The organism is Pelagibacterium sp., from assembly GCF_048264985.1.
Classification (GTDB): domain Bacteria; phylum Pseudomonadota; class Alphaproteobacteria; order Rhizobiales; family Devosiaceae; genus Pelagibacterium.
Window position 1 is genome coordinate 579,161 of sequence record NZ_JBLXCL010000001.1, and the last position, 19,339, is coordinate 598,499.

Annotated in this window: 19 protein-coding genes; 10 read left to right on the forward strand and 9 right to left on the reverse strand. The window is 60.7% G+C overall.

Going from position 1 to position 19,339, the window contains the following annotated elements; genetic code table 11:
- Positions 1 to 81 precede the first annotated feature (81 nt).
- Positions 82 to 291: a cold-shock protein gene (locus tag ACN0TA_RS02940; protein WP_350057315.1), complete on the forward strand. Its 210-nt coding sequence runs from the start codon at positions 82 to 84 to the stop codon at positions 289 to 291.
- An 86-nt stretch (positions 292 to 377) separates the two neighbouring features.
- Here ACN0TA_RS02940 and ACN0TA_RS02945 read toward each other — a convergent pair whose 3' ends face one another.
- The 3 genes from ACN0TA_RS02945 to dld form a co-directional block, all read right to left on the reverse strand.
- Positions 378 to 1,352 carry a zinc-binding dehydrogenase gene (locus ACN0TA_RS02945; RefSeq protein WP_417579643.1) on the reverse strand — a complete coding sequence of 325 codons (975 nt, stop codon included), beginning with the start codon at positions 1,350 to 1,352 and terminating at the stop codon, positions 378 to 380.
- Positions 1,353 to 1,436: 84 nt separating this feature from the next.
- Positions 1,437 to 2,297, reverse strand: a complete 861-nt coding sequence (locus ACN0TA_RS02950) for an aldo/keto reductase (protein WP_417579646.1) — start codon at positions 2,295 to 2,297, stop codon at positions 1,437 to 1,439.
- Positions 2,298 to 2,409: 112 nt separating this feature from the next.
- Positions 2,410 to 4,095 carry a D-lactate dehydrogenase gene (gene dld / locus ACN0TA_RS02955; protein WP_417579649.1) on the reverse strand — a complete coding sequence of 562 codons (1,686 nt, stop codon included), beginning with the start codon at positions 4,093 to 4,095 and terminating at the stop codon, positions 2,410 to 2,412.
- A gap of 263 nt (positions 4,096 to 4,358) precedes the next feature.
- Between dld and ACN0TA_RS02960 the strand changes: the two genes are divergently transcribed.
- Positions 4,359 to 4,565 carry a cold-shock protein gene (locus ACN0TA_RS02960; protein WP_014129445.1) on the forward strand — a complete coding sequence of 69 codons (207 nt, stop codon included), beginning with the start codon at positions 4,359 to 4,361 and terminating at the stop codon, positions 4,563 to 4,565.
- A 103-nt stretch (positions 4,566 to 4,668) separates the two neighbouring features.
- A complete protein-coding gene (locus ACN0TA_RS02965) occupies positions 4,669 to 4,899 on the forward strand; it encodes a hypothetical protein (protein WP_417579652.1) in 231 nt (76 codons plus the stop codon).
- A 12-nt stretch (positions 4,900 to 4,911) separates the two neighbouring features.
- Here ACN0TA_RS02965 and ACN0TA_RS02970 read toward each other — a convergent pair whose 3' ends face one another.
- The 4 genes from ACN0TA_RS02970 to ACN0TA_RS02985 form a co-directional block, all read right to left on the reverse strand.
- Complete coding sequence (locus ACN0TA_RS02970) at positions 4,912 to 5,190, reverse strand: hypothetical protein (RefSeq protein WP_417579654.1); 279 nt, start codon at positions 5,188 to 5,190, stop codon at positions 4,912 to 4,914.
- A 363-nt stretch (positions 5,191 to 5,553) separates the two neighbouring features.
- Positions 5,554 to 6,759, reverse strand: a complete 1,206-nt coding sequence (gene pcaF / locus ACN0TA_RS02975; RefSeq protein WP_417579656.1) for a 3-oxoadipyl-CoA thiolase — start codon at positions 6,757 to 6,759, stop codon at positions 5,554 to 5,556.
- A complete protein-coding gene (locus tag ACN0TA_RS02980) occupies positions 6,759 to 7,538 on the reverse strand; it encodes a CoA-transferase subunit beta (RefSeq protein WP_417579658.1) in 780 nt (259 codons plus the stop codon). Before ACN0TA_RS02980 ends, pcaF begins: the two co-directional genes overlap by 1 nt.
- A 2-nt stretch (positions 7,539 to 7,540) precedes the next feature.
- On the reverse strand, positions 7,541 to 8,386 hold the full coding sequence (locus ACN0TA_RS02985) for a CoA transferase subunit A (RefSeq protein ID WP_417579660.1): 846 nt from the start codon (positions 8,384 to 8,386) through the stop codon (positions 7,541 to 7,543).
- Positions 8,387 to 8,598: 212 nt separating this feature from the next.
- Here ACN0TA_RS02985 and pcaQ point away from each other — a divergent pair, with 212 nt between their 5' ends.
- Entirely contained in the window at positions 8,599 to 9,519 is a 921-nt protein-coding gene (gene pcaQ, locus ACN0TA_RS02990; protein ID WP_417579662.1) for a pca operon transcription factor PcaQ, read from the forward strand.
- Here the strand turns inward: pcaQ and ACN0TA_RS02995 are convergent.
- The gene (locus tag ACN0TA_RS02995; RefSeq protein WP_417579664.1) at positions 9,509 to 10,111 is read right to left on the reverse strand and encodes a DUF2062 domain-containing protein; all 603 of its coding nucleotides are present in this window, start codon (positions 10,109 to 10,111) and stop codon (positions 9,509 to 9,511) included. The genes pcaQ and ACN0TA_RS02995 overlap by 11 nt on opposite strands.
- A gap of 244 nt (positions 10,112 to 10,355) precedes the next feature.
- Here ACN0TA_RS02995 and ACN0TA_RS03000 point away from each other — a divergent pair, with 244 nt between their 5' ends.
- The gene (locus ACN0TA_RS03000) at positions 10,356 to 11,861 is read left to right on the forward strand and encodes an inorganic phosphate transporter (RefSeq protein WP_417579666.1); all 1,506 of its coding nucleotides are present in this window, start codon (positions 10,356 to 10,358) and stop codon (positions 11,859 to 11,861) included.
- Between the two features lie 52 nt (positions 11,862 to 11,913).
- On the opposite strand, the gene ACN0TA_RS03005 is transcribed toward ACN0TA_RS03000, so the two are convergent.
- Positions 11,914 to 12,399 (reverse strand): NUDIX hydrolase, encoded by a 486-nt coding sequence (locus ACN0TA_RS03005; protein WP_417579668.1) that lies wholly within the window; start codon positions 12,397 to 12,399, stop codon positions 11,914 to 11,916.
- Between the two features lie 197 nt (positions 12,400 to 12,596).
- Here ACN0TA_RS03005 and ACN0TA_RS03010 point away from each other — a divergent pair, with 197 nt between their 5' ends.
- From ACN0TA_RS03010 to hrpB, 5 genes are all read left to right on the forward strand, one after another.
- The gene (locus tag ACN0TA_RS03010; RefSeq protein ID WP_417579670.1) at positions 12,597 to 14,108 is read left to right on the forward strand and encodes a helicase HerA domain-containing protein; all 1,512 of its coding nucleotides are present in this window, start codon (positions 12,597 to 12,599) and stop codon (positions 14,106 to 14,108) included.
- Between the two features lie 117 nt (positions 14,109 to 14,225).
- Complete coding sequence (locus ACN0TA_RS03015; RefSeq protein ID WP_417579672.1) at positions 14,226 to 15,140, forward strand: ROK family protein; 915 nt, start codon at positions 14,226 to 14,228, stop codon at positions 15,138 to 15,140.
- A complete protein-coding gene (locus tag ACN0TA_RS03020) occupies positions 15,133 to 15,855 on the forward strand; it encodes a copper homeostasis protein CutC (protein ID WP_417579674.1) in 723 nt (240 codons plus the stop codon). Before ACN0TA_RS03015 ends, ACN0TA_RS03020 begins: the two co-directional genes overlap by 8 nt.
- Positions 15,856 to 15,975: 120 nt before the next feature.
- Positions 15,976 to 16,803, forward strand: coding sequence for a hypothetical protein (locus ACN0TA_RS03025; protein WP_417579676.1), 828 nt, complete (start codon positions 15,976 to 15,978; stop codon positions 16,801 to 16,803).
- Positions 16,804 to 16,869: 66 nt separating this feature from the next.
- Positions 16,870 to 19,338, forward strand: a complete 2,469-nt coding sequence (gene hrpB, locus ACN0TA_RS03030) for an ATP-dependent helicase HrpB (protein ID WP_417582033.1) — start codon at positions 16,870 to 16,872, stop codon at positions 19,336 to 19,338.
- The last annotated feature ends 1 nt before the right edge of the window (position 19,339 follow it).

The window sequence follows — 19,339 nt, forward strand, 5'->3', positions numbered from 1 at the left end:
CACTTGGATATCCTTTATTGCAAGACGTTGGGTTCGGCGCATGTCGCGCCCGAACTATTCGCCATTCGAAAGGATCTCTAGATGATCACTGGCAAAGTAAAATTCTTCAACACCACCAAGGGCTTCGGCTTCATTCAGCCTGACCAGGGCGGCCAGGACGCATTCGTCCACATTTCCGCTGTAGAGCGTTCGGGCATGACCACTTTGGTCGAAGGCCAGGCCGTTTCTTACGAGCTGGAAAAGGGCCGCGACGGTCGCGCTTCAGCAGTTAACCTGCAGGCAGCTGACTAAGCGCTTTCTTGCAGAGCGCGTGTCGCCCTGCAATTTGAAAGCCAATCGGTTTTGAAAAGGCCGCCGCGAGGCGGCCTTTTTGCATGTTATGGCCGGAACAGAACTTTGCCCTTGCGGCCCGGCGTCTGTGCTGCGTCCAAGGCGCCTTTGAAATCATCAAGGCTATATATGCCGTCGACATCGAGCGGCAGCTGGCCCTTGGCGGCCAGCGTCACCAGTTCGCCAATCAGGCGGCTCTTGTCGGTATCGGCCATCTCTGGCAGCACCTTGGCGCCCCAAAATCCCTTGATGACAAGCTGCTTGAAAATAACGGCGCCGGAATCGAGTGTCATGGGTTCGCCGGCGGCTGAACCGAACGAAACGAGCAAGCCCTTATAGCCGAGCAATTGGGCAAGATCGCCGGCCAGCTTGCCACCGATTGAATCGACTGCAGCGCGGGCGCCGTCCTCTCCGATCACCTGTCGGGCACGTTCGCGCCAGCCGTCGCTGCTGGTCGAAATAACGTTCTTGATGCCCAACGCCTCAAGCTCGGCAACCGCCGCGTCGCGACGAACAAGGTTGAGCACCTTGATGCCGCGTGAAGTTGCCAGCGTATCCAGGATCTTGCCAACTGCGCCATTCGCTGCGCTCTGGACAATCCAATCACCGGTTTTTGCTTCAAGGGATTCGAGCAGCGCAATGGCGCTGAATGGCATTGCCATGAGTTGAGCGGCGGCGTCATCGGCGATGGCGTCGGGCACCGGCAGCACACTAGCAGCGCTTGCCACGTAAAACTGTGCCCAGGTGCCTGCTCCACCCGCCACGACGCGCTTGCCCACAAGGCTCGCGTCGACGCCGTCGCCAACCGCATCGATTATGCCCACGGCCTCGCTGCCGCCGATAGCGGGAAGCGCGGGCTTGTAGCCATAGCTACCGGCAATCGTCCAGAGATCGTGATTGTGGATCGGGGACAGGGTTGTGCGAACCAGCACCTGGCCTTCGCCCGGTTGTGGGGTGGCCACCTCGGACACACCGATGACCTCGGTTGCTGGGCCGAACTGGCTGTACTGAAGCGAACGCATGAGATGTCCTTGCTTTAAAAACGTCAAAGGGCCGGCACACATAAGTGTTGCCGGCCCATGTTCAACGGGAGCGAATGTCGCGGCCTAGCGCCGTCCGGCCTCATCGAGCGCCGCGAAGTCTTCATCGGAGAGGACAATTGCCGCCGCTGCGACATTTTCTTCGAGGTGGCCGATCTTCGAGGTGCCAGGGATGGGCAGCATCACAGGGCTGCGCTTGAGCACCCAGGCCAATGCGATCTGGCTCGGCGCTGCTTGGTGCTTTTGGGCGATGTCATCGAGAACCGATCCGGGTTTGGCCAGATTGCCCGCTGCCAGAGGAAACCATGGGATAAAGCCGATGCCGTTCTTCTCGCAATAATCGAGCACATCCTCGCTCTCGCGATCGACAAGATTATACTTGTTCTGCACTGTCTTCACCGGAAAGACCTTCTGGGCCGCCTCGATCTCCTCGACGCTCACCTGGCTCAGCCCGGCATTGGCAATGATGCCTTGGTCGAGCAATGCCTTAACCGCGCCGAACTGTTCCTCACTTGGCACGCGCGGGTCGATACGATGCAATTGCCAGAGTGCGATCTGTTCAACGCCGAGTTTCTTCAAACTCTTTTTGGCCTGCTCGATCAAATAGTCGGGCATCCCGTTCGGCGCCCAGCGATCGGGACCGGCCCGGGTCAGGCCGGCTTTGGTGGCCACCACAAGGCCTTCATAGGGATGAAGCGCCTCGCAGATCAGTTCTTCTGAAACATCGGGTCCATAGGAATCGGCAGTGTCGATGAAATTGACGCCGAGTTCGGGCAGGCGTCTGAGCATTGCGATCGCCCCGTTACGGTCTTCCGGCGGTCCCCAAATCCCCCGGCCGGTGATGCGCATGGCACCAAAGCCCAGTCGGTTGATCGAATGATCCCCCAGCGAGAATGTGCCCGATCCGGCGGCGTTGATTTCGCTCATGATTCATATCCTTTCGACTCCGAAAAGAGTCTAACCCGGTGCGTCCGGCACGACAAATAACCGGGCTGCGCCTGCTCCCGATGGGAGGCAAACGCCTTGCGACCGGATGCGTTCAGGCCCACTGCTTCTTTTTGCTGGTTTTGCCGATGCCGGGGTTGAAGCTGTTGGTGGGGTCGAGAGACTTATAAAACTCTTCCAGCGATGGTTTGGCGGCGTAAAGATGTCCGACATTGTGTTCGGCCGGATACTCGGCGCCCCGCGTGTCGAGCAAAGCCAGCAATTGCGCCTTGATGGCAGCGACGTCGGCGCCCTTTTTGATCATGTAGTCCTGATGCATGACGTGGCAGAAAAAATGTCCGCAGATCGATTTGTATTCGATCTGGGCTTCCAGCTCGGCGGGCAGTTCGGGTGTCCAGTCGATCTCATTGCGCGGTAAGGCCACATCGAGCGCCAGAATGTCTTCGACATCATGGGGGTGGGTGGCGCGATAGCGCACTGCGGCGCCCCCGAACGCAAAGCGCTGCAGAAAGGCGTCGGCGCCCTCTTGCGGCGTACATTCGAAATAGTCGCCGTTCGACGAGGGAAAGATGCTCTCAAGATAGGCTCGTGCTTCGGCGACACCGTCCCCGCCCATTCGGATGATCAGATGATGCTCGTAGGTATCGCGATAGGCGTTCATGCGGCGCGGCAGGTGCTCGGGCAAAAGACCGGTAATCACCTGGACAACTCTGTCCGAAAGCGTTCCGCCCAGTCCGAGTTTTTCGGTAATTCCGTCCACCCAGCTTTTCGCGGCAAATGCAGCCGGTATCCTGTCGGTGCCGAACATCTTGATGATCAGGAATGTGTCCTTGCCGTATTTCTGGGTCAGCTTGTAGCCGTCGCGGTGCAGATATTCCCCGGCAATCGGCAGGTGGGTGAACTGGCCCAGCATATGCCGTCTGATCGTGTTGAGTTCGCGTGGATCGTTCGATCCGATGTAGAACACCTGAGTGTCCTTGTCGGCAGCGAACGTGTCGAGCCGCAACGCGAACACTGCAAGTTTGCCCGCGCTCCCCGACGCTTCAAACAGCTTGCGTGGGTCCGCGTTGAACCGGGCAGGCGTGTCCGCTTCGATGTCGCGGACATGGCGGTGATAATCATGGTCTGATGCCCGACGGTTGCCCTCGGGAGCGACGTCCGTGGGCGAGTATTGGCCAGTGTCGAGCCGCGAGAGGATGGTCTCTGCATCCTCACCAAGTTCGACACCGAGGTGGTTCACCAGTTTCAGCGTTCCATCGGCATCGATCTGGGCATAAAGGGCCAGCTCGGTATAGGCCGGGCCGCGCTGGATCAGCGAGCCGCCCGAATTGTTGCAAACGCCGCCGGTCACCGAAGCGCCGATGCAGCTTGATCCGATCACCGAATGGGGTTCACGCCCGATGGGGCGCAAGGTCTTTTCGAGTTTGTCGAGCGTGGCCCCTGGAAAGGCAATAACCTGGCGGCCGTCCTCGATCATGTCGATGCGCGAAATGCGCATTGTGTTGATGATGACGATGGGCCGGTCATAACCTTCCCCAAACGGTGTCGAGCCGCCGGTCAGCCCGGTGTTTGCAGCCTGGACGATGACAATCACACCGGCCTCGACGCACGCTTTGAGCGTCCGCCACTTTTCGAGAAGCGAGCCGGGCCGCACCGCGGCCAGAACCTGTCCGTCGCCATAGCGGTAGCCTTTGCGGTAGCGGCGGGTTGCGCGATCGCCCACCAGCACGTGGCGGGGGCCGGTAATTGAACGGAAAGTGGAAACAAGCTGCTCAGTCATTGGTGGTCCTTAATCGTATGGCGGGACCATAACGCCATGTGCGGGGAATGGAAGAGGCCCATGCTGCGGGCGACGCTTGCCTGAACCAAGCATTTGCTATAGTGTTATTTTATCACGTTGGATGCTCTTGGCTACCTGATCGCCCGGTTCGCCGGATACTTGGATATCCTCAATTGCTAGACGTTGAGCCGCAAATTCCTATGGGATTTGGGCGGCCTTGGCGCATGTCGCGCCGGGGTCCACTGCCACTGAAAGGATCCACGATGATCTCGGGCAAGGTAAAGTTCTTCAATGCAACCAAAGGCTTCGGCTTCATTCAGCCCGACCAGGGCGGCGAAGATGCATTCGTGCACATCTCTGCTGTTGAGCGCGCCGGAATGGCGACGCTGGTCGAAGGTCAGGCCGTGAGCTACGAGCTCGAAAGCGGTCGTGACGGACGCAAGTCGGCCATCAATATCCAGGCTGCCTAACACTACGAAGGCCGCCCTCAGCGTTTCCAGGATAGGTGTACGCACCTATCCTGTATAAAAACGCGACATAGGGGCGGCCTTTTCCCTTTAGGAGAACTATTCGATGGACGCTCCCCCCAAAGTCAGCCCTCAGCGCAAGCATGCCGAAATGGAAGCGCGCCAGAAAGAGGCGCTGCGCCAGGAAGAGATCGTGCTTGAGGCAACGCGTGCCAAGACAGAGCGTCTCAAGGCCCTGCGTCTTGAACAAGAGCGCAAGGACGCCATTACCAAGGCAGCCAAGAAGGCGGCCCCCAAAAAGAAGGCCGCCCCCCGGCGCAAATCGACGACGGCCTGAGGCCGTCTTGTCCTAGTGTTCGCTGGGTTCGCTCAGCTTCGCCTCGAAATCGGCCTTCCGCCCAAGCGGATAATACGCATCGTCATAAAGTGCGTGCAGATCGTCAGGCGAATAGGTTCGCCCCTCGACGATCATCAGTGCCCCGCGAAGACTCACGGGTGGCACTTCTTCAAGTGCAAATCGGATGGCTTTTGCAGCGCTCGGGAATCGTCTCGATCCCTGCTCGAGCGCACTGCGCCAGTCGCGGCCCAGATAGAGAGCGGCTTCGGCATTGTAATCTATGGTTTTCATATTGCTTTCTGACCGTCATTGCACGGCCTCGTCTGAACAATAGCGGCGCCACACTTATCGGGCAGCCATGCTACGGTTTTATGATTGTTGGAGAACACGGCACTGAAAAAGGCGCTGCCATTTTGGCGTTTCCAGCAAAAGCGGTTTTTGCTCTTGCGGTCCAGGAAACGCGACACAGTCTGTCGCGCGCCATTGAGCCTGCCAGTTATATAGCCGCTCGCCCCTGCAATTGCAAGGTGGGCGAAAAACAGAAACGGGCCCCGCGCCCGCTGCTCAGCACAAGATTCTTCCCGTGTAAGAAGAGCTTGGCGCGCAGGTCCGGGCGCGGGGGCACACTTGCCCTGCCAGTACTCAGATCGTTGGCTAGACTGCTTCGAGCGCCGCCGCGATGCCTTGGCCTACGCCGATACACATGGTCACCAGCGCGCGCTGCTTGCCTGTCAGGCTCATTTCCAGTGCTGCCGTGCCAGCGATACGCGCACCCGACATGCCCAGCGGATGCCCCAGCGCAATCGCGCCGCCATTGGGATTTACGAAATCGGCATCCTCGGCAATTCCCAACCCGCGTAGCACTGCGATCCCTTGAGATGCGAACGCTTCGTTGAGTTCGACCAGATCGAAGTCTGCGGTGCTCAGCCCGAGCCGCGCCATAAGCTTTTGCGAGGCGGGAAGGGGCCCGATGCCCATGACCCGTGGTGGAACACCGGCTGTCGCGCCACCAACAATCCGTGCAATGGGCCTCAGTCCATATTTTTTCACTGCGGCTTCGGATGCGATGATCAGCGCCGCCGCCCCATCATTGACGCCCGACGCATTGCCAGCCGTCACGGTGCCGCCGTCCTTCTTGAAAGGCGTGGGCAGTTTTGCCAAGGTTTCAAGTGTCGTCGACCGCGGATGCTCGTCCTTATCGACCACCACCGGATCACCCTTGCGCTGCGGGATGGTTACGGCAACGATCTCTTTGGCCAGGCGCCCGTTTTCTTGCGCCGCTGCCGCCTTGTCCTGGCTGCGCACTGCAAATTTATCCTGATCCTGGCGCGAGATAGTATAGTCGGCGGCAACGTTTTCGCCGGTTTCGGGCATGGAATCCACGCCGTGGGCGGCTTTCATCGCCGGGTTGACGAACCGCCATCCGATTGTCGTGTCGTAAATCTCGGCATTGCGCGAAAACGCAGTATCGGCTTTGGGCATCACAAAGGGCGCGCGGCTCATGGATTCGGTGCCGCCTGCGATCATAAGATCGGCTTCGCCGGCCTTGATGGCCCGTGCCGCCGTCAGAACCGCGTCCAGCCCCGAGCCGCACAGCCGGTTGATGGTCGTGCCGGTCACGGTCTCAGGCAAACCCGCCAGCAACAGGCTCATCCGCGCCACGTTGCGGTTATCCTCGCCGGCCTGATTGGCGTTACCGAAGATAACATCCTCGACAGCTTCAAAGTCCACGCTCGGATTGCGCGCCACCAGTGCCTTGAGCACCAGCGCGCCAAGATCGTCGGGTCGCACTTTGCTGAGCGCGCCGCCGAACCGCCCGATAGGTGTGCGGATGTAATCGCAGATATATGCCTCGGTCATTACGCTGCCTTCCCGCCCGAATGGGCGCGCTTTGTGCGCTCCTGCAGATCACGCAGGGTCGACAGTTCCAATGCGCTCGGGGCAGGGGTCTGTTCGAGATTTTCTGCAAATTTCACAGTCCATCCGCAAGTTTCCTGCACCATTTCCCGTGTCACGCCTTCATGGAGCGAAACGACAGTGAATTCCTTGGTCTGCGGATCGGGTTTCCAGATTGCAAGATCGGTAATCAGAAGCGTTGGCCCCTTGGTCTTGATCCCCAGCCGTTCGCGGTGATCGCCGCCTTCTCCGTGACCGAACGAGGTGAAAAAATCGATCTTTTCAACCATCGAGCGGGTGGCCTGTTTGAGCGTGATGTAAATCTCGCCGCACGATGTTGCGATTTCTGGTGCACCGCCGCCGCCTGGAAGGCGGACCTTTGGGTGGTCGTAGTCGCCGATCACAGTCGTGTTGATATTGCCGAACCTGTCGATCTGCGCAGCACCCAAAAAACCGATGGAAATTTTGCCGCCTTGCAGCCAGTAGCGAAACATTTCCGGCACGGCGACTGTCGAAACCGCCGTCTCGCACAACTCGCCATCGCCAATCGAAAGCGGCAGCACTTCGGGCGCTGTGCCTATGGTCCCGCTCTCGTAAATAAGCGTAATATCGGGCGCATGGGTCAGGCGGGCCACGTTGCAGGCGGCCGAAGGTGCGCCGATGCCGACAAAACAAACGTCTTTCGATGACAGTGCGCGGGAGGCGGCAATCGTCATCATTTCAGTTGGGGTGAAATCGCTCATCGTCAAAGCCCCTTGATCCGGTCTGCGAACGCTTCGGGCGTCGCCTTGAGAACGTTCTCGTCCATCCATTTGGTAAACAGGTCGCGGTCTGCCGAAATCTCGTTCCACGCAAGATACGCAGCATTGTCGCGCGCGTAATAGCCATGCGTATAAGACGGGTGTGCGCCGCCCTTCACCTTGGCGATTGCCGTTACCGTCCAGTGGGGTAGCACGGTGAGGTTGGGGTGCATGCCGGCGAAATCGGGTACGATCTCTTCGACGGTCACGACGACCTTCTTGGCAGCCAGCGCGACTTCCTTTTGAACGCCGACAATGCCTTCGATCAAAACGTCGCCCTTCTCGTTTGCCTTTTGCGCATGGATGAAGGCCACGTCGGGATTGTGCGCGGGCACCGTTGCCAGCTCTTCACCCGTATAGGGGCAGGTGATCGATTTGATGTCCGGGTTGACCTTGGGCAGGTCTGCGCCCTTGTAGCCGCGAAACACGGCGCAGGGCAGCCCGGCCGCACCGGCGGCATACGCATTGGCCATTGCCGCGTGGGAATGCTCGACGGTTTCGATGGCGCGTGGATATTGGTTTTCGATGGCGTCGCGCATCCGGCGCAGCAGGCCGACGCCCGGATTGCCCGCATAGGAAAAAATGACCTTCTTCGCCATCCCCATGCCAATCATCTGATCGTAAACAATGTCGGGGGTCATGCGGATCAGGGTCAAATCTTTAAACCCCTGCCGGATCGCCTCATGGCCTGCAGCATGCGGGATCAAATGCGTGAACCCTTCAAACGCGACTGTGTCGCCATTGTTGAGGTTCTCGCGCACCGCCTGATCGAGCGGCATGATTTTGCTCATTGGTCTCCACCCCGGAAAACAGTTCTATAACTTGGCGCGTAATAAACACTGGCAAATCGGCGCGGTAAAATGATAAAATTACGTCAATATATAAGTTATGAGAATATATAGGTCGAAATGTCCGTCGTCTCAGTTCCGCCGGAACGCTGTTTCCATCGACTGTGGGAGGTGCTGCACTTTGCCCAACCCACCCAAGCCGGACTATGTCCACCATGCCCCTTCTCGACCCGCGCATAAAACTCCGGCACCTCACCTGCTTTGTCGAAACCGACAGGCAAGGCGGTGTGGTGGCCGCCGCCGAGGCTCTGGGCCTGTCCCAACCTGCCATTTCCAAATCCCTGGCTGAACTTGAAACCATTCTGGGCGTGGCCCTGTTTGACCGCTCTCGCCGCAAGTTGGCGCTCACAGATTATGGCGCCGTTTTTTTGCGTTCTGCCAATTTGGCTCTCGCCGCTTTGCAGCAGGGTGTGGAATCAGTGTCGCAGGCCGGTAATGGCGATGCCGTTGTGCGCCTTGGCGCGCTGCCCACCGCCGAAGTCGAGGTGGTGCCACGGGCTGTGGCGCACTTTGCCATGGGTCCGCTGGCCGCGCGTGTGCATGTGGAAAGCGGCCCCAGCCCTCACCTTCTCGGTCTTCTTCGCGGCGGGGGGATCGATCTTGTCGTAGGTCGTATGTCGGCCCCTGACGTAATGGAAGGGCTCACTTTCGAGCACCTTTACTCAGAACCGCTTGTTCTCGCCGTCCGGCCCGCTCACCCGCTGCTGGCGCAAACTGAACACGCATTGCGAATGGTCGAGCCTTTCCCCGCGCTCGTTCCCCCGCGTGGCGCCATCATCAGGCAGACTGTCGAGACCGTCTTGCTTGCCGCGGGCATCACCAGTCTGGCGCGCGAAATCGAAACTGTATCCAATTCCTTCGGACGGGCCTACGCGCTGCTTAGCGATGCCGTTTGGTTCATATCGCACTCGGTGGTTGCCGCCGATCTCGCAAGCGGCGCGCTGGTAGCGCTCGATGTCGATATGTCCGCCAGCTTCGGCGCCATCGGCATAACCACCCGTGCCGGCGCCGAGACCGACCTTCCAACTGCGGCCTTCATTGCTTCGGTCCGGCAGGTAGCCGGGTCTAGCTCTTGAGTGCGTTATGGGGCGCTGTCTGCGTCTGGCGCGCGCGGCGTCGCTCCAGCCTTGCCTTGCGGGCGGTCTGAAATCCGCTCACCAGTCCGCGCACGATCAAATAGAAAAACACCCAGCAAAACAGTGCGATCGGCAAAGCGCCGAGCATCATGGTCTGGAACAGCGGCAAGATCGCTGCAAGATCGAGCGAGAACAGCCCGCCCGACAGAGCAGTTGTGTCGACATGGCGCATGATCGCTGCCGGATCGTCGGGAAACAACGCTGCGCGCATCGACGAGCCGAACTGAAAGCTGAGCGAGAAAAAGAGCGGAAAGGTTATGGGATTGCCCCATACCGTGCCGATCGCCGCGGCCAGCATATTGCCGCGCGTCACAAACGCCAGGACGAAGCCAAGGAAAAAATGCACGCCGATCAGCGGAAAAACCGAAACCGCAGCGCCTGACGCAACGCCCGCCGCAATCGCATGTGGGCTTGCCGTCAACCGAAGTACGCGCTTTTGCAGATAGGTGAGGTAGCGCCTGATCCCCATTCGGGGCCAAACAGCGTCCCGCATCCGCGTGCGCCAGTCCTTCTTATGCCTGCTCTCTGTCATTGATGGGCGGTCGTCCTTCATAGTCCAGACAAATGGTAACCCTGAATAGGGTCTGCGGCTAGACAAATGACAAGTGTGTGGCGGATTTGCGCAGACGCGGTAAAACAGTCCTCAACGGTCACGATTTATGACTAGACTGTCACAATGGATGTGGCCAAGCGGGCCGAGGTTCGTTATGGCCTCGGTAAGTCGTCAATACCGAAATTCATATGGAAACTTGGTTTCCAGGGGCACCTTAGCACTCATGTCCAAACCCGCCATCGACAAGGATCTCAAGCGCGTCCGGCAGTTGCACGAGGCAACCCGCGACTCCTCGCGTGCAATGGCCGCGCCCGGCATTGCCCTGGTTTTTCTGCTCGCCGCGCTGGTTTGGGCCACGTTCGTCGTGTCGTCCGGTCCGTTAAGTTATCTCGTCGTCATCGCCACGGTCATCGCCGCCTATATGGCGCTCAATATCGGTGCCAATGACGTCGCCAACAATATGGGGCCGGCCGTGGGGTCCAAGGCCCTCACCATGACCGGTGCGCTCGCTATCGCTGCAATATGCGAGGCGGCCGGCGCGCTTCTTGCCGGTGGCGATGTGGTCAGCACCATCTCGCGCGACATAATTGTGCCTGGCGCCCATATCGACGGTACGGCGTTTGTCATGGTCATGATGGCAGCGCTGCTTTCGTCTGCGCTTTGGGTCAACCTCGCCACGATTATCGGTGCCCCGGTTTCCACAACCCATGCCGTGGTTGGTGGGGTTGTGGGCGGCGGCATTGCCGCCGCCGGGTTTTCGGCCATCGTCTGGCCCACAATCGGCAAGATCGCAGCGAGCTGGGTCATCTCCCCGTTGATGGGCGGTCTTTTGGCCGCGGTTCTGCTCACCATCGTCAATTTCACTATCCTGCGCGAGAAGGAAAAAGTGGCTGCCGCCCGGATCTGGGTGCCAGTCCTGGTTGGTGTGATGATCGGCATTTTCGCCATGTACATGTCCACCAAGGGGCTGTCGCGCCTTTGGAAGCCGCAGGGCCACATCGTGCTGCTGATCGGCCTTCTGGCCGGCGGGATTGGCTGGATGGGAGCCCAACCATGGGTCCGCTCGCGTACGCAGGGCATGGAAAATTCCAACAAGCAGGTTGGAACGCTGTTTCGCTTGCCCTTGATTTTTGCAACGGCGCTCTTGTCCTTTGCGCATGGCGCCAATGACGTGGCCAATGCCGTCGGTCCGCTCGCGGCCATCGTTTCTGCTGTGCAGCAAGGCGGAGAGATTGGCGGTTCAGTCGCCTTGCCGATCTGGGTTCTGGCCATCGGGGCGCTCGGTCTTGCGCTTGGGCTTGCCCTGTTCGGTCCGCGCCTTATCCGTACGGTGGGCGAAAAGATTACAAAGCTCAACGAGATCCGTGGCTATTGCGTCGCGCTCTCGGCAGCGGCCACGGTTCTTGTGGCATCGGCTCTGGGCTTGCCGGTGTCCTCAACCCATATTGCTGTGGGCGCCGTCTTTGGCGTCGGCTTTCTGCGTGAGGGCTTTTCCAACCAGAACATCCGCAACAAGGCCGTCAGCCCCGAAGGCGTATTCTTGCGCACTGACCATCTCAACAAGACCGCCGAGGAAGCTGTCGCCAATTACCAGAAGCGCCAGCGGCGTTATCTCGTGCGCCGCCAGCACGTGCTCTCGATCGGCGCCGCGTGGATCATCACGGTCCCGGCCTCGGCAGTTCTCTCGGGCGTTATCTTCTGGGCGATGGTTTTGCTGTTCGGGCTCTGATCGTCAACCGCGCGCGGCGGGGGCGTCAAACGCCCCTGGCGGCCAAGAACACCTATCGTGATGCAGCGCGAGACATCGGCTTGCTCGTTTCGCGCTGCGCCAGAGCCAGCGCCACGTCGGCCAGCCCGTCATGGGTAATCAGCCGCTTGGCCTCGGGCAAAACCGCCCAATGGCGATAGCGCTGTCCCATTTCTTTCCAGTCGTCGCGCTGGTCGGTGACCAGTAGCGGGAACATCAGGACTTCGATCGGCTGGGGTCGTTCCTCGGTGATGGGCAGAAAATACGAGCCGATCGGCTTGGTTTCGATTTCGCCGACAACGCCGGCCTCTTCATAGGCTTCAAGTTCGGCGCTTTCCCAGGGTGTTTTGCCTTCCATCTGGCGGCCCTTGGGAAATATCCACTTTCCCCGCCCGCGAGATGTAATCAGCAGCACGGCCAGCTGCCCGTCCACGATCCTGTACGGCAGCGCACCAAACTGCGGCCCCACCGGCTCGGCGGGGGGCTTGGCGAAAAACCGCGACCAAAGGCGCATCGGCATCAAAACGACTCCATGGGCAAACACCCTTAAAGGATTAGGCCGATTTGGTCGGCAAGGTCAAAGTAAACACCAATGGCTGTGAATCGCGGCCAAGGGGGTTGTGCAGCCCGCTTTGCCAGATGCTAAGATGGCGTGGCTCGGTTCGTCCGAGTCCAGTCTCGAATCACCAACCAATTCCGCGGAGCAGGCAAAAGGCGATGACCGTCGATATCGACATGGGCACGACAAAAACGGCGACGCCCGCAAAGCTCGATCTCGAAGAGTTGCTGGCCACGCGTCTGCTTGTACAGGGCAATTCCGGTTCGGGTAAATCTCACCTGCTGCGGCGCCTGCTCGAACAGAGCGCGCCCTGGGTGCAACAATGCGTCATCGATCCTGAAGGCGACTTTGTAACCCTTGCTGACAGGTTCGGTCATGTCGTGGTTGAAGCCGACCGCTCCGAACATGAGTTGACCCGCATCGCCGGTCGCATCCGCCAGCATCGGGTGTCGGTGGTCCTTTCGCTGGAGGGGCTTGAGGCCGAAGCCCAGATGCGCGCCGCTGCCGCATTTCTCGGCGGGCTGTTCGATGCCGACCGCGATTTCTGGTATCCCATGCTGGTCGTCGTCGATGAAGCCCAGCTTTTTGCCCCCGCCGCTGGCGGCGAAGTGTCCGACGAGGCGCGCAAGCTCTCGCTCGGCGCCATGACCAACCTCATGTGTCGCGGCCGAAAGCGTGGGCTGGCCGGTGTCATCGCCACACAGCGCCTTGCCAAATTGGCCAAGAACGTGGCCGCCGAAGCGTCCAACTTCCTCATGGGGCGCACATTCCTCGATATCGATATGGCTCGGGCCGGTGATCTTTTGGGTATGGACCGGCGCGGCACCGAAATGTTCCGCGATCTTGAAAAAGGCAATTTCGTAGCGCTTGGTCCGGCGCTTTCGCGCCGTCCGTTGCCCATCACAATTGGCAGCGTTGAAACCAGTGCCCGCTCGACCTCTCCCAAGCTTATGCCACTGCCGGAAACCGGTGCCGATGCCGCCGATCTTATCTTCACGCCCGGCGCCGAAGAAGAGACGCGCCCCTTGCCGCGCCGTACAGTGCAGCCGGCTCCGCGCCCCACGGCTGATATCCTCGCCCAACTCAGCCAGCCAGCGCCAAAGGCAGCTTCCGAGCCGGCAAGCCTGTTCCCCGAAATCGATGAGGCCGAACGTGCAGCGGCCATCGATGCCGTCTTGGCCGAAATTCTCGAAGATCCGGACGCAAGTTTCCGCTCGGTGGCTGTGCTCTATCAGGATTTCCTTGTGCGCTGTCGCATCCGGCGCGTACCCGGTACGCCGCCCGATCTCAACGACTTCAAGCGCCGCTTCGCCGTCGCCCGCGCCGGTGTGGATACGGCCTCTGCCCAGTCCGATGTCTGGCAGTCAGCACTCGATCTTGCCCGCACGCTTCCTGAAGATCTCCAGGGCGTATTCCTGATGGTGGCCCGCGCCGCTGTTGAAAAACTGCCCTGTCCATCGGACGCCACATTGGCGCGCGCCTATGGTTCGCATTCGGCAGCTCGTGCGCGCCGCCTCCTGACCTATTTCGAGGACCGCGGGTTGATCGTGCTGCGGGAGGATTTTTCCAACCGGCGCATAGCTGCTTTCCCCGATCTGGGTACCGAGACCGCCCCCGGCGATGCCAGCGGTCCTGCAGAAAGCCCTGACGGTCGCGCCGCCGCTGAATAGCGGGCTCAGGCTGCGGACCCGGTGACCGGAGATTTGCCGCTCCGGCAAAATCGCCAAATCTCCGCTTTTGACGAAATGGCAGCTTGCACCTTGTCCCCCTCCCGCTAGTTTCGATGCATGATCCTTGCTCTCGACATCGGCGGCAGCGCCATCAAGGCTGCGTATGCGCATGACGCGCGCACCATCGTGCAGATGGGGCGCATCGAAACGCCGCGCAATGATTTTGGCGCATTCGTCGAAACCTTGCGCGGTATCCTGGCAGCGGTGCCCGAGCGGGCTGAGGCCATATCGATATCGATTTGCGGGGTTATCGATATCGAAACCGGCAAGATGATCTGCGCCAACGTGCCGTGTATTGATGGCCGCGTTCTCGATGTTGAACTCGGCGAGGCGCTCGAATTGCCGGTCTCTATTGCCAATGATGCGGATTGTTTCGCCTTGGCCGAAGCCGGTCTGGGGGCCGGGCAGGGCCATGACGTGGTCTTCGGCATTATCCTTGGCACCGGCGTCGGAGGTGGGCTGGTTGTTGAGGGCCGATTGGCAAATCGCCGTGGTGGCTATGCTGGCGAATGGGGCCACACAACCATCCTTGCGACAACGGCGGGAAGTCCGCCTGCCGTTATTCCCCATTTCCAGTGCGGCTGTGGCCGTATGGGCTGCGTGGATACGGTAGGCGGGGCGCGGGGCCTGGAAAAGCTGCACATGCACTTGTGCGGCCAGGCGCGCGACAGCCGGGAAATTGTTGTTGGCTGGGCCGGCCGGGACGAGGCTGCAACGCGCACTATGGAAATCTATGTCGATCTAGTTGCTGCCCCGCTGGCTTTGTCCATCAACATCACCGGTGCCTCGATTGTTCCGGTCGGCGGTGGCATGGCTGGCGCGCCCGGCTTGATCCCCGCACTCGATGCCGCCGTCCGCGCGCGCATTCTCCGCCAGCTCGAACGCCCACTTGTGGTCGCTGCCCAATGTGACATGGAGCCCGGCCTCGTGGGTGCCGCCCTTTTGGGGCTTGATCGGTTCGCCTATGCCTGAACCCGTTCTCGAAATCTGCGTCGATGATGCCGCCGGTCTGGCTGCCGCCATCGCTGGAGGAGCGGACCGCATCGAGTTGTGCTCCGCGCTGGCTATCGGGGGGCTTACAGCCACGCCTGGGCTGATGGCACTTGCGCGGACGTCGCCGATACCGGTTTACGCGATGATCCGTCCGCGTCCCGGCGATTTCGTATTCTCCGAGCACGATGTGGCGACAATGGAGATCGATATCGATACCGCCAGTGCCGCCGGCCTTTCCGGTGTGGTGTTGGGGGCCTCTCGCGCGGATGGCACTTTGGACGGAGCGGTTCTTGAGCGCCTTGCCGCCCGTGCCGCGGGTATGGGGCTCGCGCTGCACCGGGCGTTTGATCTCGTGCCCGATTTTTCAGCTGCAGTAGATACAGCCGTCGATCTGGGGTTTGAAACGATTCTCACCTCCGGCGGTGCGCCAAGGGCTATCGATGGTCTTGAAAATCTGAGGCAGATCATTGCCCATGCCGCCGGACGCATTGCGATCATGCCCGGATCGGGCGTAACTGCCGAGAACGCCGCAGAACTGCTTGCCCTCGGGGTTAACGATCTTCATGCTTCGGCAAGCGAAACCATCGACGTCCCTCCCGGCAGGGCAGCCAAATTGGGTTACGTGACACCAGGTATGAAACGCACCGATGCAAATCGTGTAGCAGCGCTCAAGCTTGCAATGAGCAGGCCTTGACGCGCCAGCCATCCAAAGCGCAAATCGGTACGGCAACCGCGCCCTCGGACCTTGCCTGCAATGATGTCATCAAGCATGCCCCTGTCCGAAGGCGGCAACCGTCACATGAGACTTGCGCCAATGCTGAACCGATTTGTGCCGCTGTTTCTTTTGGCAATGCTTGGCGCCTCGGCGTCCCAGGCGGCCGCTCAGGATCATCAGTGCGGCGTCAACCCTGCACGCATCCTGCAAATCGCCTATCCCGAGGGCACCAAGGGGACCGATCAGACGTTTTTGGCCGAGGGTGGCTCCATAAGACTGCCGAGCGCGACTTCAGCAGATTACACTTCAGACATGATGGTCTGTCGCATCTGGCCGGCACATCCACACAACCGTCTTGTTGCCGTCCCCATCATCTATGCCCAGTCACCCGATGGGCGCGACGGCGATATCGATCTGCTTGTTCTCGACAGTCGGACCGACGCTATCGTTGCACGAAACCGGTTTGCCGATCTGGCATCTGACGATGCTATCCGCATTCATAGCGTGGCATTTGATACGGCCTATTACGCACTTGCTCCGGACCGTGTCGCCTTCGGGCTTCGGGTTATAGAAGCGGGCAGCTCGCAGGCCAACCCGTTCGGGCTCACGACGCTTTGGCTGTTCGAGCTTGAAGGCGGAAAACTCACAACGATTGTTGATCGCCTGATTGTTGCCGCAAGCGGCGGTGAATGGGACACCGACTGCGTTGGCACATTTCACGCAACCACCCGCACGCTGGCCATGGCGCCACGAACCGGCGCTGCCATCGCGGACATCGTCGTCTCGTCCCGCAGTGAAACAAGCACAGCACACCAGCGCGATGGCACCTGCACGCAAACAGTGACTCACACTGCACCGGATCCCGTTCGCCTTGTCTTTGAGGGCGGGAATTACAGCCTGCCTGACCGTCTGACACGGCAGTGGTAGTCGAGCGGTTGCATATTGCGTGGAACAGATTTCCACTTTGCACCCAAACCCGCTAAACACCGCACCATGCACCCCGACGATCCCTTGCCCATAGACGCTGTTTTACCTGCGCTCAAATCTGTGCTGGAGCAAAATACAGGCGCCGTACTCGTTGCTCCGCCCGGCGCGGGCAAGACAACGCGCGTGCCGCTCGCTTTACGTGATGCCCCCTGGTGCGGCGACGGCAAGGTCGTCATGCTCGAGCCACGTCGCCTTGCGGCCCGTGCCGCCGCGCGCCGCATGGCCCAGACGCTGGGTGAGCAGGTCGGAGAAACGGTCGGCTACCGCGTTCGTCTCGATACCAGGATTTCAGCCAGAACGCGCATTGAGGTCGTCACCGAGGGCGTCTTCACGCGAATGGTTCTCGATGACCCCGGGCTGACCGGCATATCGGCGGTTGTGTTCGACGAATTTCACGAACGCAGTCTCGATGGCGATCTCGGTCTGGCGCTCACAATCGACGCGATGGCCCTGCGCGAAGATCTGCGCATTCTTGTCATGTCGGCAACGCTGGACGGCGCCGCGGTGGCCGGCCTTCTTGGCGATGCGCCGGTCATCGAAAGCCAGGGCAGGGCGTTTCCTGTCCAGACCCATCACATTGTCCCAGATGCCAATGCACGTCTCGAACATGCGCTCGCCGCCGCCGCTCGCCGCGCGTTGGCCGAGGAAACCGGCTCGATCCTGATGTTCCTGCCCGGTCAGGCCGAAATTCGCCGCACGGCCGAAGCGTTGGCGTCGATCATCGGGCCGGACATCGACATCGCGCCGCTATACGGTCAGCTCACGCCCGCCGATCAGGATCGCGCGATCCAGCCGGCAGCCCCCGGCCGTCGCAAAATCGTGCTTGCCACGGCAATTGCCCAGACCTCGCTCACCATCGAAGGCGTGCGGATCGTTATCGATTCCGGCCTATCGCGTTTGCCGGTCTACGAGCCTGATACGGGGTTGACCCGCCTTGAAACGCGCCGCGTCTCGCGCGCCAGCGCCGACCAGCGCCGCGGTCGGGCAGGGCGCACCGAACCGGGGGTCTGTTATCGCCTCTGGCACGAAGGGCAAACCGCCAGCTTCGCGCCATTCGACCCGCCCGAAATCTTGCAGGCTGACCTGACTGACCTTGTGCTCGACCTTGCCAGCTGGGGCGTGACTGATCCAAAATCCCTGGCATTTCTCGATGTCCCTCCGGCCCCTGCTTGGTCCGAGGCCGTGGCATTGTTGGTGAGCCTCGATGCGCTCGATGCCGCTGGCCGCATCACAGCGCATGGCGCCCAACTCGCCAAACTCCCACTCCACCCGCGCCTTGGGCACATGATTGCGTTGGCAGCGACCGAAGGCACTGCCCATGATGCCGCGTTGCTCGGCGTGCTGGTCGGCGAACCGGGGCTCGGCGGCAACAGTGCCGACCTTGCCGATCGGTTCGAGCGCCTGCGCCGAGACAGCGCCAAACGCGCCACCGAAGCAAGGTCATTGGCCACCCGCTGGGCGCAATCCGTCGGCGGCGAGAAGGCTTCGGGCGGAAAAGGGCAGATGGCCGGTACAGATCTCGCCCGCCATCTCGCCCGCGCCTATCCTGATCGCGTGGCGCAACAGTCAGCGCCGGGCCGGTTCCGCCTGGCCAATGGACGGCAGGCACGGATCGAGGAAACAGAGCGGCTGGCGCGCGAAAAATTCCTCGTCGTGACCGACATGACCGGTGCTGCCGCCAGCGCCTATATTCGCGCTGCCATCGCCATTGATCGCGAAGAGATCGAGGATATCTTTTCTGCCCATATCACAACGGCCACCGAGCTTGCTTTCGATACCGCCGCCAGGGCCGTCCGCGCGCGTCGGCAGCGTCGGCTCGGTGCGCTCCGCCTCGAAGACGGCCCCGCCGCCATCGACGATCCTGCGGCCGCGGCGCCCATGCTCGCGCGTGGCATCGCGTCGATCGGCATCGACAAACTGGGTTGGACAAGGGACCAGCGCACATTGCGCGAGCGTTCCGGGTTTCTCCATCGCACTGTTGGTCCCGAATGGCCCGATCTGTCCGACGCCGCGCTGGCGCAAAATGGAGCGGGCTGGCTCGTCCCCCATGTTGAAGGTCTCTCGCGCCTCGACGCCATCACCTCCGACCACCTCTCGGCTGCCCTTTTCGATCTCTTGCCCTGGGACAGGCGCCAACAGATGGAAACGCTGCTGCCGTCGCATTTTTCTGTTCCTTCGGGCAGCAATATCCCAATTGACTACGCAGCAGAGAACGGCCCGGTCCTTGCCGTTCGCGTGCAGGAACTGTTTGGCCTCGACACGCATCCGGCCATTGCCAATGGCAAGGTGCCGTTGCTGCTTTCGCTGCTCTCACCAGCCCACCGGCCCATCCAGACGACACGCGATCTCCCCGGCTTCTGGCGCGGATCCTGGTCAGATGTCGCAAAGGATCTCAAAGGGCGTTATCCGCGCCATTATTGGCCCGACGATCCGCTTTCGGCTCAGGCCACCAACCGTGCCAAACCCAGAAGCTAGG

Excerpts from the sequence above, each read along its gene's own strand:
- ACN0TA_RS03025 (WP_417579676.1), top strand. The coding sequence starts at position 15,976 with ATGCTGAACCGATTTGTGCCGCTGTTTCTTTTGGCAATGCTTGGCGCC.
- ACN0TA_RS03020 (WP_417579674.1), top strand. The coding sequence starts at position 15,133 with ATGCCTGAACCCGTTCTCGAAATCTGCGTCGATGATGCCGCCGGTCTG.
- ACN0TA_RS03010 (WP_417579670.1), top strand. The coding sequence starts at position 12,597 with ATGACCGTCGATATCGACATGGGCACGACAAAAACGGCGACGCCCGCA.
- ACN0TA_RS02965 (WP_417579652.1), top strand. The coding sequence starts at position 4,669 with ATGGACGCTCCCCCCAAAGTCAGCCCTCAGCGCAAGCATGCCGAAATG.
- ACN0TA_RS02970 (WP_417579654.1), bottom strand. The coding sequence starts at position 5,190 with ATGAAAACCATAGATTACAATGCCGAAGCCGCTCTCTATCTGGGCCGC.
- ACN0TA_RS02940 (WP_350057315.1), top strand. The coding sequence starts at position 82 with ATGATCACTGGCAAAGTAAAATTCTTCAACACCACCAAGGGCTTCGGC.
- ACN0TA_RS02960 (WP_014129445.1), top strand. The coding sequence starts at position 4,359 with ATGATCTCGGGCAAGGTAAAGTTCTTCAATGCAACCAAAGGCTTCGGC.
- ACN0TA_RS03015 (WP_417579672.1), top strand. The coding sequence starts at position 14,226 with ATGATCCTTGCTCTCGACATCGGCGGCAGCGCCATCAAGGCTGCGTAT.
- dld (WP_417579649.1), bottom strand. The coding sequence starts at position 4,095 with ATGACTGAGCAGCTTGTTTCCACTTTCCGTTCAATTACCGGCCCCCGC.
- ACN0TA_RS02945 (WP_417579643.1), bottom strand. The coding sequence starts at position 1,352 with ATGCGTTCGCTTCAGTACAGCCAGTTCGGCCCAGCAACCGAGGTCATC.
- ACN0TA_RS02950 (WP_417579646.1), bottom strand. The coding sequence starts at position 2,297 with ATGAGCGAAATCAACGCCGCCGGATCGGGCACATTCTCGCTGGGGGAT.
- pcaQ (WP_417579662.1), top strand. The coding sequence starts at position 8,599 with ATGCCCCTTCTCGACCCGCGCATAAAACTCCGGCACCTCACCTGCTTT.
- ACN0TA_RS03000 (WP_417579666.1), top strand. The coding sequence starts at position 10,356 with ATGTCCAAACCCGCCATCGACAAGGATCTCAAGCGCGTCCGGCAGTTG.
- ACN0TA_RS02985 (WP_417579660.1), bottom strand. The coding sequence starts at position 8,386 with ATGAGCAAAATCATGCCGCTCGATCAGGCGGTGCGCGAGAACCTCAAC.
- ACN0TA_RS02980 (WP_417579658.1), bottom strand. The coding sequence starts at position 7,538 with ATGAGCGATTTCACCCCAACTGAAATGATGACGATTGCCGCCTCCCGC.
- ACN0TA_RS02995 (WP_417579664.1), bottom strand. The coding sequence starts at position 10,111 with ATGACAGAGAGCAGGCATAAGAAGGACTGGCGCACGCGGATGCGGGAC.
- ACN0TA_RS03005 (WP_417579668.1), bottom strand. The coding sequence starts at position 12,399 with ATGCCGATGCGCCTTTGGTCGCGGTTTTTCGCCAAGCCCCCCGCCGAG.
- pcaF (WP_417579656.1), bottom strand. The coding sequence starts at position 6,759 with ATGACCGAGGCATATATCTGCGATTACATCCGCACACCTATCGGGCGG.
- hrpB (WP_417582033.1), top strand. The coding sequence starts at position 16,870 with ATGCACCCCGACGATCCCTTGCCCATAGACGCTGTTTTACCTGCGCTC.